Origin of the sequence: Kribbella sp. NPDC051952 (assembly GCF_040680855.1) — a bacterium.
In the GTDB taxonomy this organism is placed as follows: Bacteria; Actinomycetota; Actinomycetes; order Propionibacteriales; family Kribbellaceae; genus Kribbella.
Genome location: NZ_JBFAXQ010000001.1, coordinates 1 through 12261, shown reverse-complemented (window position 1 = coordinate 12261; position 12261 = coordinate 1). Strand labels below are relative to the sequence as shown.

Genomic DNA, 12261 nt, shown 5'->3' with positions numbered 1-12261 from the left:
GCGTCCTTTGGGCGCGCGTGGAGTGGTGTCGCGTCAGAGCGCTATCTCGGCACGGGAAGGGATCCACGGTTGCCACCGCAGTGGCATACCGGCCTCTTCCGGCGTACGCGAGCCTTTCTTCTCGTTGCAGGCTGCGTGCGCGGCGACGGCGTTGAGCCACTCGCCGCGGCCACCACGGGATCGCGGCACCACGTGGTCCATGGTGGTCGCGCCGGGCTTGCCGCAGTACGCACAGGTGTACTTGTCCCGCTTCAGTACGCCAGCCCGCGTGTACTGGAGCCGGCCGGACGCGTACCGCCACTTCGTCACCACGTACCGGACCAAGCGCAGTACGCGGGGGAGGGGGAACGGGCCGATGTTCGCGCCGTCATGTGCTTCCTCGACGACGGCGACCTCGCGCACGAGCATCCGGATGGCGTGCTGGATCGACACGACATGCAGCTGCTCGTACGACGCGTTCAGGACGATCACACCGCTCATGTGGTTCCTCCTCCCCTCCAGTGTGCCCGACCGGACGCTGCCAGGTCGGTGATCTCGGTGTCGGTGGTTTCGTCCCGTACGACGGTCGTCGTACGGCTGGTCGTCGTACCAACGGGTGTCCGGCGGGGCTCGAACCCGCTTCCTCCGGGTCCACATCCCGGCGCATCGCCCACTTCCGCTTCGGACACAGCACGCCCGGCAGGATTCGAACCTGCACTCCCCGGCTTCGTAAACCGGTGCTCTCTCCAGTTGAGCCACGGGCGTAGAGCGCCCTGCGCCGGATGTCATGCGGATTTCCGACGCAGAGCACGTTCGTGGCGCCCGCTCGGCCGGTAGCTGAGCATCCTGCGGGCGCCTGGTCCAGCTGGGAGGACTCGAACCTCCGTTGTCCTCAACCCAAATGAGGCGGCCTGGCCGCTGGCCTACAGCTGGTCGACGTCCCCGGGGTTGCGGCCCCGGGGACGGCTGCCCGGGGCGTGCCCGGGCCTCTTCCCCGGCGCACGGGCGGCGCCGCAGGGAAGTCCTCCCGGGCTTGTCGGAAACCCGGGAGAAATGCGAATTGATGTCCAGTTGTCAATTGTTCGTACCGATATTCGTGAATACCGGAAAAGGCATCGGTGGAAGGAGTCGAACCCTCGTGACGCGGGTTTGGAATCCGGTCCGCAACCATTGCGCACCGACGTGGTGTCATGAGACATAGAAAAAGGAGCCGCCTGCGACCGGATACCCGGCTCAGACGGCTCCTGGGAGACTCTCCCGTGCGGAGATCACCCAGGTGGGCCGCCCGTTCGCGGGCTCAGCTCAATACCGAGCTGGTGATGGAATCGGTCCTCGTCCACAGTTCGCAGGCACGCCGACAAAGCACTCGGCTCAGGCCGCCAGTCCTTTGTCACGTTCCGCATCCCGTACACGATGTCTCCCAGAGTCAGTAGTCCTTGCGGGAAATAGTCTGACCCACCCCGCACACTTCCGTCAACGCATTTCCTCAACCATTTGTTCCGACGCAATTCTCCGACGTACGCCGAACCACGCAGGTTCCCACGTCGCCGGCCGTAACCCCTGGCAAAGGGCTGGTCACAGATGAGAGGTCCGGGCAAGAATGCGGTCTAGACACATGCGCTTCGACGGGGAGGCAGGATGACCGGCGGGACCGCGCAGAATGGTGGGAGCCTGGAGCAGGCTCCCACCATTTCGTCGCCTGGTTTCACCGGCCGGGATCGCGAACTGGCTGCCTTCCAAGAGGCCCTTGGCCGCCCACCGGCCCTGGTGCTGATCGAGGGCGAGGCCGGGATCGGGAAGAGCAGACTGCTGCACGAGACTCTGCCCGAAACCTCTGTGATTGCTGCCTGTCCGCCGTTCCGCGCCCCCTACACGCTCGGCCCGGTGGTCGACGCTCTGCGGCAGGTCACCGACGACGTCGGTCGACTTGGGCTGAGCGCACTCGCTGGAGTGCTCCGGCCGTTGTTCCCCGAGTGGAACGCCGATCTGCCGCCGCTGCCGGATCCGGCCGAGGACGCGACCGCCGCCAGACATCGGCTGTTTCGCGCAATCGCGGAAGTGCTCGAACGCCTCGAGTTGTCCGTGCTGGTCCTGGAAGACCTCCACTGGGCGGATGAGGCGACGCTGGAGTTCCTGCTCTACCTCGTGTCACAGCAATCCGCGGCGCTTAGCCTGGTGCTGACGTATCGACCGGAAGACGTCGCGGCGGATTCGCTGCTGCTCCGGCTGTCGTCGCGCGCGGCTCGCGGCTGGACTCAGGCCCGGATCACACTGAGCCCGTTGGACGTCGCCGAGACCGCGGCGTTCGTCTCGTCGATGGTTGGTGGCGAGCGTATCTCCGGCGAGTTCGCGTCGTTCCTGCACGAGCGGACCGGCGGTGTCCCGCTGGTCGTCGAGGAACTGGTGCGGCTGATGCACGACCGTGCCGACCTGTACCACCGTGGTGGTAGCTGGGTACGCCGGCACCTGGTCGACATCGATGTCCCACCGACTGTCCGGGACGCGGTTCTGGAGCGCGCCGGGCAGCTGGACGAGGACGCGCGAGCGGTCCTGAGAGCGGCTGCGGTCGCGAGCGCGCCGACCGGCGAGGACACCTTGGAGACTGTCGCCGGCCTGCCACCGCGACGGTGGACCGCCGCGCTCACGGCTGCCCTCGGATCCCGGCTGCTGCAGGAAGACGAGGGCAGACTGGTCTCGTTCCGGCACGTCCTGGCGTGCCGTGCGGTCTACGACGCGATCCCGGGACCCGAGCGACGTGCCCTGCACCTGGTCGCCGGTCAGATGCTCGAGCCGCTCAGCCCGCAGCCTGTCACCCAGCTCGCCCGGCACTATCGGGAGGCCGGACAGATCGCGAACTGGAGCCAGTACGCCGAGGCCGCAGCCGATCTCGCCCTTGCCTCGGGAGACGAGGCGACCGCCACCACCTTGCTGCACGACCTGGTGGCCAACGCTGAGTTGCCTGCCTCGACGTTGGTCCGGCTCGCCGGGAAGATCCCGTTCAGTTCGTTCACCGGCGACGACCGGTTCGGTGACCTGGTGCGCGCGCTGCGGTCGGTGCTGGAATCGGCAACGCTCGACCGGGCCGAACAGGGAGAGGTGCGGCTCCAGCTCGGCCGCGTGCTGTTGCTGATGGACGAGCACGAACTGGCCCGCGCCGAGATCGAGCGGGCGATCCCCGATCTCGCCCACACTCCAGTGGTCGCGGCTCGGGCGATGACTCTGCTCGGCTGGCCACGCGGAACGTCCTGGCCCTCGACGCGGCACCAGCACTGGCTGAACCGGGCTGCGGCCACCATCACAGCCGAGATGCCGCCGGCCGAGCGGGCGAAGCTCGCCGTGGACCGGGTGACCGGTCTCCTGATGCTCGGCTCCGAGGCCGGTTGGGCCGAGGCGGACCATATCCGCGCCGACGAGGAGACTGCGCGCGAACGGCGTTGCTTCACCCTGTTCCACCTGAACGTCGGCGACATGGCGATCATGTGGGGCAGGTACGACGAGGCCCGGCAACGGCTCGGCCAGGCCTTGGAGCTGGCCGAGCGATACCAGTACGGAAGATTCCGGGACATGATTCTGGTGACCACAGGCACCCTGGACTGGTTCACCGGTGCCTGGACCGGGCTGGCCGAGCGCGTGGACGAGCTCGCAGCCGACCGAGACATCCAGACCGGGAATCGGCTGGAATCCCTTATGGTGCGAGGATTGCTGCATTCGGCGACCGGTGATCTCGGTCCGGCCCGGGATGTTCTCCAGACGGTGCTGGGTGAGACGCGCCGGCGCGGTGCGGTGTCGACCTCGATGACGCCGGCGGCAGGGCTGGCGCGGCTGGCGCTGATCGAGGGCGACGTCGAGGCCGCGCTGGCGGTGACCGCGGAACCGATCGACGTGATGACGCGCAAGCACATCTGGGTCTGGGCGGCGGATCTCGCGCCGGCCCGCGTCCAGGCCCTGGTGACCGCGGGGCGTTTCGACGAGGCCGCGCGTACCGTGGAATCTTTCGCCCATGGGCTGGGCACGCGGCACGCCCCGGCGCCGGTTGCGGCACTTGTGGTGTGCCGGGCGATGCTGGCCGAAGGACGAGGCAACTATCCGCTGGCGGCCAGCCTCTTCCACCGCGCTTCGACAGCATGGCGTTCGTTGCCCCGGCCCTACGAGGCTGCGTTGACGAGGCAACGGGCAGCGAGGTGTCTACTCGCCATCGAGGACGAGTCAGCACTGCCGGCGCTCGTCGAGACCTACCAGGAACTGTCTGACCTGGGCGCCACCCATGCGGCCGGGATCGTGCAACGCGATCTCCGCGAGCATGGCGTCGTTGCCCGGAGACCGGCTCGTGGCGGTCGGCCCAGCTACGGCGATCAGCTGTCGCCCCGTGAGCTGGACGTCGTTGCCCTGGTCATCGACGGTCTGACCAACCGCCAGATCGCCGCTGCGCTGGTGGTGTCCGTCCAGACCGTCGCCAGTCACCTGCACTCTGCGATGCGCAAGCTGCAGGTCTCCTCACGGACGGCTCTGGCCGTCGCCGTGGTCGAACGCGATGAGGTCCTCGACCGCCGCGGAACGACCGACCGGAAGCGGTAAACCCGGTACTCGCGCAGTTAATTCCATCATCTGACCAATCGTCAGCGCCGCATCGGCCGATCGAGACTTCGGGTTCAGGCGACCCACGGAGCAGAGCCGATGACTGAACCGCCCACCCTCTCGCCGGACGAGCCGGCACCATCTCCCGAGCCCGGCGCCGACAAACCGGCTGCCGACAGGACGGAGCACGCGCCCGTCCGCGACTCCGGCCCGGGGCCCGAGTCGCCCGACGTGTACGAACCCCTCTAGGTCGAGTGAGGAGATCCATGAAGACCCGGATAGCAGTCGTCACCGTGGCCGCCGTACTGACGGTCCTCGCGAGTTCCGACGTCCTGGCCAGTACCGGTTCGCCAGGGGCTGTCACCCCCGGTCCGGGCTCGGTCCGAGTCCCCGGACCTGGGGACGATCCCGCCGGATCAGGTGTCGGCGCCCGGCCGGCGGCGCAGATGAAGCTCCCCGACAGGTCCGACGTCGTACTCGCGACCGGAGACCACGTCCGGCTCGACGTCGACGAGACCGGCACGCAGAGCGTGACCACCGGAGGACAGGGGGAGAACCTCGTCCACTTCACCTCAGCGGGGGACGAGTACGCCGTTCCCGCAGCGGCGGTGGGCTACCTCAACACGACGCTGGATCCACGGCTGTTCGACGTGAGCTACCTGGTCCGTGCCGGTCTCGACCAGGCCCACAGTGCCGCGCTTCCGATCAAGATCACATACAGCGGTAGCGGACCGGTGCCCGCCCTGCCAGGAGTCCACGTGATCTCCAGGTCGGGAGTCACGGCCACTGCGACGGTGATCAGCTCGGAGGCGCCGAAGCTGGGACAACTGCTGACCGATCAAGCGCGACTGACCCGGACCGGAAAGTCCACCGTCCCGGCCGGCCACCTGCAGGGCGTCCGACGGATCGAGCTTGCTCCGGCCGCCTCGGCGCCGCCCCTGCCGGCGGCACTTCCGAGCGCGGGCACTGCGCAGGCGACACCGCACAAGGCAGGCGCCCGCTACCGCACCGTCACTCTGAACTTCATCGACCTGAACGGCGATCCCGGGGCGGCGGCCGGCTGGCTGCAGAACGTCGACGACGCCAACGCCGGGTTCACCGAGTTCGGGAACTCGGTCGGTGGCGACTCCGGGCCGGTCAGCTTCAGCGTCCCGGAAGGTACCTACAGCGTCGCATTCAGCGTCATGACCCCGCACGCGAACGACGATCGCATCGACACAGCACTGGTGGTCAAGCCGCAGGTCACGGTCACGTCCGACCAGACCATCACTCTGGACGCGCGGACGGCCGAGCCGGTCGAGGTGACGATGGACCGCGATGTCACCCCCGGGCTCAGGCTGGAGCGGCTGGATCTGAGCCGTGTCAGTGCGACCGGGGGCGGCTTCGGCGGCGCCGACCTCTTCAACTTGACGATGGGCCTGATCACGGAGAGCGCGCCGAACTGGCCGTTCGCGAAGCTCCTGGCCACGCCGACGACCACACCGGTCACCAAGGGATCGCTCGGTTTCGCGGTGACCACAGGACTGCTCCAGGCCCGCTCGGACGCCGAACCGGCGACCCCACCGGCCAGCTACTTCCTGAACTTCCCGCACACCGGCACGGTGCCGTCCGTGCTGAGCTATCGAGTGCGGGCCGCCGATCTCACCACGGTGCACCACCACGTCTACGACCACTCCGGCGCGGCTGCTGCCTGCGGGTACGACGCCTCGGACCTGCACCCGGTCATCACGATGCCGTGGGGCTCGAGCCTGTCCCCGACGACTCTGCCGTACGACTACGTTCAGCCGGGCGACTACACCGAGTACCGGTACTCGAGTGACCCCACCCTGGATCGCTGGCAGACGGCGTACGACGACGCGCCGAACTGCATGCGGATCTACGGCGCCCGTAGCGCCCTTGTACCCGGTCAGCAGCTCGACGAGAGCTGGAGCCGGGCTCCGTATACGCCCGCACCGGCTGTGGCCGCCGCCCACGAGGCGGGGCAGGGAGCGGGCCTCAACGACAGGATCACGACGGTGTGCCCGGCCTGCCGTCAGGACGACAACGCCTTCCTCTTCCTGCAACCGTTCGGCGACTCCGATCCGAGCCACCACGGTGAGATCGAGCGGACGGCGGCGAACTCGTTGGTGCGCTTCTTTCGCAACGGAACTTTGGCGCTCAGCATCCCGCAGAACCCGAGCAACCTGCCGCTGCCGATGCTGGCGGAGCCGGCGGACTACGAGCTGGCCTGGACGGCGAGCCCTGCTCGAGACGAGACCGAGCGCAGCGAGACGCAGTGGACCTTCCACTCCGCCCGCACCGACACCTCCACGCTGCCGGCGGGCGAGATCTGCGCACCCGACCGGTCTCGTGGCTGTTCGTTCCTGCCCTTGCTCTTCATCAGCTACGACCTGGCGCTCGACACCATGTCCCGGGCGAAGGCGGGCGTACCGTTCCGCATCGCGTTCGGGGTTGGTGCCCAGCAGAACGCGCCCGCACCGAAGGGTGTCACGGCGACGGTCTCCGCGTCCTTCGACGACGGGAAGACCTGGACATCCGAACAGCCCGCCGAGGCCGGTGCCAACGGCAAGTTCAGTACGACGATCACGCATCCCGCCCGGACCGACGGCGAGCAGTTCGTCTCCCTCCGGGTGACCGCGCGCGATGCCGCCGGCAACACGGTGCGGCAGACGAACATCCACGCCTACGCACTGACCAACTGATCGGTCATGGCCCCGAAGGGAGCCTTCTGATGCAGCACACCAATCATCTTCGAGACCGCGTCCGGCGTCGGCTCGGCCACGGGCTGGTGGTAGCGGCCGCGCTCTGCCTGGTCGCCTCCGCCGCTCCACAACTTGCTTCCGCCCGGTCCGGTTCGGCCCAGGCCGGCCCGATCAAGCCTGAACGAGTGTGCTCGGAGCCCGCGGCGCATCACGCCGCGTGCCTGGCGATTCTCGATCGGGACGCGAACGGTGCGGCGCTGACGCCCGCAGCGGCGCGGGCGCTCGACCTGCATCCGTTCATGGCGGCCGACCTCCAGTCCGCCTACAAGTTGCCGTCCGCACTGCTTGGTGGCCGGCAGACGATCGCCATCATCGACGCCTTCGACGACCCGTTCGCCGAGTCGGACCTGGCCGTGTACCGGGCGGCGAACAACCTGCCCGCGTGCGATGCCGACAACCCCTGCTTCCGCAAGGTGAACCAACGTGGCGGGGATACTCCGCCGCAGGCCAACACCGAGTGGGCGGCCGAGATCTCGCTCGACCTCGACATGGCGTCGGCGGCCTGTCCGAACTGCCGGCTGCTCCTGGTCGAAGCCGACGACAACGACACTGCCAACCTCGGCGCGGCGGTGGACGAGGCCGTGCGGCTCGGGGCGACGATCATCTCGAACAGCTACGGCGCTCCGGAGTACCCGTCCGAGCTGGTGGAGGCCGGCGACCACTACAACCATCCCGGCACAACGATCCTGGCGTCGACCGGCGACTCCGGTTATGGGGTCGCAGTACCGGCGGCCTTGTCCACGGTGGTCGCCGTCGGTGGGACGACTCTGTACGAGGACTCCAACGCTCGCGGATGGAGCGAGACCGCTTGGGCCGGGGCAGGTTCCGGGTGTTCGGCATACGTCGCGAAGCCGGCCTGGCAGAAGGATCGGGCGTGTGGGAAGCGCACGGTTGCCGACGTGGCCGCTGTCGCCGACCCGCACACTCCGGTCGCGGTCTACGACACCTTCGGCTTCAACGGTTGGATCGCGCTCGGCGGAACCAGTGCGGCGTCGCCACTCCTTGCTGGTGTCTACGCCTTGGCCGGCAACGCCGGAGTGGTCAACACCAGCTCTCGCCTGTACGCCCACAGCACCGGGCTCTTCGACGTCACGACAGGGGCCACGGGCAACTGTGGCGGCAGCTACCTCTGCACCGCGGTCCGGAAGTACGACGGCCCCACCGGTCTCGGCACCCCCAACGGCATCGGCGCCTTCTAGGAGATGTGATGCATACCAGCAGAATCACCGCCGCGCTCGCGGTCACGGCACTGCTCGTGGCCGGCACCACGCCGGCGACGGCCGATGCACGACCAGCCGCCCAGTCCTGTACCCCGACCTGGAAGCTCGTCGACTCGCCACTGCCGCTCGGAGTCGCTGAATATCTGGAGAAACCGGCCGTCTTCTCGGCCACGAAGGCGTTCCTGCCCGGCGCCCTGGCAGTCCCTGACGCGCCCGCTCAGCTGGAGTGGAACGGCCAGAAGCTCAGCCTGTCCGCACAACAGATACCCCTGAGTCCACTGACGCCTGCGCCGGAAGTCGCAGCCGACTTCGACTCCGCCACCGATGGTTGGAACCTCCTCGAGCTCGGTGTAGCGCACCTGCAGGTCGCGGACCGATGGCATGGCGGCCGGTGGTCGATGACGCCGCTGCCCGTGTCGCCGGCCCCCGAGACGAAACAGGTGCGGTTGTACAACGTTGCCGCCGTGTCCGCCCAGAATGCCTGGGCGGTGGGCGGGTACTTCGACCGGAACAACGAGTTCAGAGCAATCGGCGCGTTGATCGAGCACTGGGACGGCACGGCCTGGCAGATCGTGGACAACCCGGCGGCGGAACAAGAACAAACGTATTTGCAGTCGATCACCGCCTTCTCCGCATCCGACATCTGGGCTGTCGGCAGGCAGCTCGACGGTGACGGTACGACGGTGCCGTTCGCCGAACACTTCGACGGCACCCGGTGGCGGGTCAACGACGCGCCGGCCGCCGCGGCACCGTCGGCGTTCTACGGCGTTTCCGGGTCGGGCGACGATGTCTGGGCGGTCGGTTCGCAGCAGCTGCCGGGGAGTCCCGGCCTGGCAGCGCCACTGGTCGAGCACTGGAACGGAACCAGCTGGACCGTCGAGGATCTGCCCGACGTCGGCAACGCAAAGGCGACCGCGGCCTTCGCGTCATCTCCCACAGACGTCTGGGTCACAGCGCAGTACGGGCTGCCGCACCCACAGAGCGACGGATTCCTGCACTGGGACGGCAAGTCCTGGACGAAGGTACCGGTCCCTGGTCCGCAAGGGGTCGGTTATGGCCACGCCTACAACGCGATTGCCGGTAGCGGGCCGGCCGACATCTGGGCCACCGGTGCCATCTTCGACCTCTCGTCGTACTACAGCGCACAGATCGCCCACCTGAGCTGCGGAGGACGGTAATCGTGATCAGCAGAACCATCTCCCGAACAGCCGGCGCGGTCGTGCTGACGCTGGTGACCGTGGTCGCCAGTGTCGGCCCAACCCGGCTGCCCGCGGCAGCTCAGTCCGGTCCGGTCATACATCCGTCGGTCGAGGTGTGCCCGCCGCCGACGAAGCCCGGTGTCGCGTCCTGCCTGGCACTTCGGCGTACCGACGTAGCGGCCAAGAAGGGCTTGGTAGCCGCAACTCCGGCGGGCTACGGTCCGGACAAACTGTGGAGCGCCTACAACCTACCCAGCACCACCCAAGGCATGGGCGAGACGGTCGCCATTGTGGATGCGTACGACGACCAGACCGCGGAGTCGGACCTGGCGACGTACCGGGCCCAGTTCGGACTGCCTGCGTGCACGAGCGCTTCGGGGTGTTTCCGCAAGGTGGATCAGCGCGGTGGCACCGACTATCCGGCGCCTGACGCCGGCTGGGCCCAGGAAATCTCCCTCGACCTGGACATGGTGTCCGCGGCCTGCCCGAACTGCTCGATCCTGCTGGTCGAGGCAGATGACCCCGAGCTCGAAAGTCTCGGAATCGCCGTCGACAAGGCGGTCGAGCTAGGCGCCAAGTATGTGTCGAACAGTTACGGCGCTCCGGAGGACCCGACGGAGGTCGAGGTCGACCATCATTTCAACCACCCAGGTGTCGCGGTGACAGCCAGCACCGGGGACTCTGGTTATGGCACGTCGTACCCGGCCGCGTCGCCGTACGTCACCGCGGTCGGGGGAACATCGATGTTCACGGACCCCTTCAGCCCTCGGGGCGTTTACGAGACCGCATGGGCGGGGGCCGGCAGCGGCTGTTCGATCGTCGAGCCGAAGCCGGCCTGGCAGACCGACACCGGCTGCAGCCGGCGCAGCGCCGCCGACATCTCCGCTGTGGCGGACCCGAGCACCGGGGTCGCGGTCTACACCAGCACGTTGGGTGGCTGGACGGTATTCGGTGGTACGAGCGCATCGGCGCCGCTGATCGCCGCGGTCTACGCCCTGGCCGGTCCGCCGGTTGCCGACACCAATCCAGCCTCATACCTGTACGAGACCGCCGTTGCGCAGCCGACGAACATGAACGACGTGACCGTCGGGTCCAATGGATCCTGCCCGGCGTCCTACCTGTGCACGGCCGGTGTGGGGTACGACGGTCCGACCGGGCTGGGCACCCCATTGAGCGAGTACGGGTTCAAACACCATGACCACGGTCAGCTCACCGGCGTGGTCACAGATGCCGCGACCGGCAAGCCGGTGTCCGGGGTCGACGTGACCGTGGGCTCGGCGGTCGGGCACACCGATGCCGACGGCCGCTACAGCCTCATCCTTCCGCTGGGGACCTTCCAGATCACCGCGACCAAGTACCCGTACCAGCCGGTGACCTCAACTGTGGTTGTTCCCAACGGTCCGGTGACGCAGGACTTCACCCTCACTTTGAGGCCGACGGCAACTATCAGTGGGGTGGTCGCCGATGGATCAGGTCACGGCTGGCCGCTGTACGCGAAGGTGACCGCCTCGGACGGTACGACGACGTACACGGATCCGGCGACGGGGCGCTACCGGTTGACGCTGCCGCAGGAGGGCGATTACACGCTGACGATCAATGCCGTGGGTACCGGCTACTCGAGTCGCTCGGACAAGGTCACGCTCGGCACTACTGACGTGACACACGACTCCCGGGTCGCGGTTGCGCTGAGCTGTGCGGCGCCGGGTTACCAGGCCAAGTACGCCGGTACGACGCAGTCCTTCACCGGTAAAACCACGCCGGCCGGCTGGACCGTTGTCAACGCGAATCCGGGTCTGTCTGGGTACGCCCATCAGCCAGGGTGGCAGTTCACGAATCCGGGGCAGCGTGCCAACCGCACGGGCGGCACCGGGAACTACGCGATCGTCGACTCGGATCGCAGCGGTCCGGCCCATGTCCAGGACACGGTGCTGACCGGACCGGTCACGGATCTGACGAGCAGTGCGGCGCCGGCGCTGCAGTTCGGCACCGAGCTGGTGCCGGCGGTGAACTCGACTGCGACGGTCGACGTCAGTACGGACGCCGGACGTACCTGGACGACGGTCTGGCGGCGGACCGGGATGTCGGCGGCAACCGGCGTACAAGTTGTGCCGCTGCCGCAGGCCGCTCACCAGAAGAAGGTGCAGGTCCGCTTCCACTACCTGGGCAACTGGTCGCAGTGGTGGGCCGTGGACGATGTCTTCCTCGGCAACCGCACCTGCGAAGCGCCCGCGGGCGGACTCGTCGTCGGTCAGGTCAACGGCCCGTCGGGTGCCGTGAACGGCGCGCTTGTGGCCGGGGTCACACACCCCGATGAGCACACGCTCACAGTGGCGACGCCGGACGATCCGAAGCTTGGCGACGGCTACTACCAGCTCTTCACGACGGCCGTCGGCCAGCCGAAGTTCACAGCCTCCGCACCTGGCCGTGCCACCCGGACGATGACCGCCACGGTCTCCGTCGACCGCACCACGCACCTCGACTTCACCCTGAAATAACCCCTCCCCCCGCCGGGCGGCGACCCCAGGT

At 68.0% G+C, this 12261-nt stretch carries 7 protein-coding genes and 3 tRNA genes; 6 read left to right on the top strand and 4 right to left on the bottom strand.

Annotation, left to right across the window (positions count from 1 at the left end; all coding sequences use genetic code 11):
- Window positions 1-33: 33 nt before the first annotated feature.
- From AB0L70_RS00050 to AB0L70_RS00035, 4 genes are all read right to left on the bottom strand, one after another.
- On the bottom strand, window positions 34-480 hold the full coding sequence (locus tag AB0L70_RS00050; RefSeq protein WP_363678243.1) for an HNH endonuclease: 447 nt from the start codon (window positions 478-480) through the stop codon (window positions 34-36).
- A 114-nt stretch (window positions 481-594) separates the two neighbouring features.
- Window positions 595-668 (bottom strand) — tRNA-His (locus AB0L70_RS00045).
- 2 nt (window positions 669-670) lie between these two features.
- Window positions 671-744 (bottom strand) — tRNA-Arg (locus AB0L70_RS00040).
- Window positions 745-836: 92 nt separating this feature from the next.
- Window positions 837-912 (bottom strand) — tRNA-Pro (locus AB0L70_RS00035).
- Between the two features lie 705 nt (window positions 913-1617).
- Between AB0L70_RS00035 and AB0L70_RS00030 the strand changes: the two genes are divergently transcribed.
- The 6 genes from AB0L70_RS00030 to AB0L70_RS00005 all read left to right on the top strand — a co-directional run bounded on the left by AB0L70_RS00030 (window position 1618) and on the right by AB0L70_RS00005 (window position 12230).
- Window positions 1618-4554 (top strand): AAA family ATPase, encoded by a 2937-nt coding sequence (locus AB0L70_RS00030; protein ID WP_363678242.1) that lies wholly within the window; start codon window positions 1618-1620, stop codon window positions 4552-4554.
- 99 nt (window positions 4555-4653) lie between these two features.
- Complete coding sequence (locus tag AB0L70_RS00025) at window positions 4654-4803, top strand: hypothetical protein (RefSeq protein WP_363678241.1); 150 nt, start codon at window positions 4654-4656, stop codon at window positions 4801-4803.
- A gap of 17 nt (window positions 4804-4820) precedes the next feature.
- Window positions 4821-7256 (top strand): hypothetical protein, encoded by a 2436-nt coding sequence (locus tag AB0L70_RS00020; RefSeq protein WP_363678240.1) that lies wholly within the window; start codon window positions 4821-4823, stop codon window positions 7254-7256.
- Window positions 7257-7285: 29 nt separating this feature from the next.
- On the top strand, window positions 7286-8515 hold the full coding sequence (locus tag AB0L70_RS00015; protein ID WP_363678239.1) for a S53 family peptidase: 1230 nt from the start codon (window positions 7286-7288) through the stop codon (window positions 8513-8515).
- Between the two features lie 8 nt (window positions 8516-8523).
- A complete protein-coding gene (locus tag AB0L70_RS00010) occupies window positions 8524-9714 on the top strand; it encodes a hypothetical protein (RefSeq protein WP_363678238.1) in 1191 nt (396 codons plus the stop codon).
- A gap of 2 nt (window positions 9715-9716) precedes the next feature.
- A complete protein-coding gene (locus AB0L70_RS00005; RefSeq protein ID WP_363678237.1) occupies window positions 9717-12230 on the top strand; it encodes a carboxypeptidase regulatory-like domain-containing protein in 2514 nt (837 codons plus the stop codon).
- The last annotated feature ends 31 nt before the right edge of the window (window positions 12231-12261 follow it).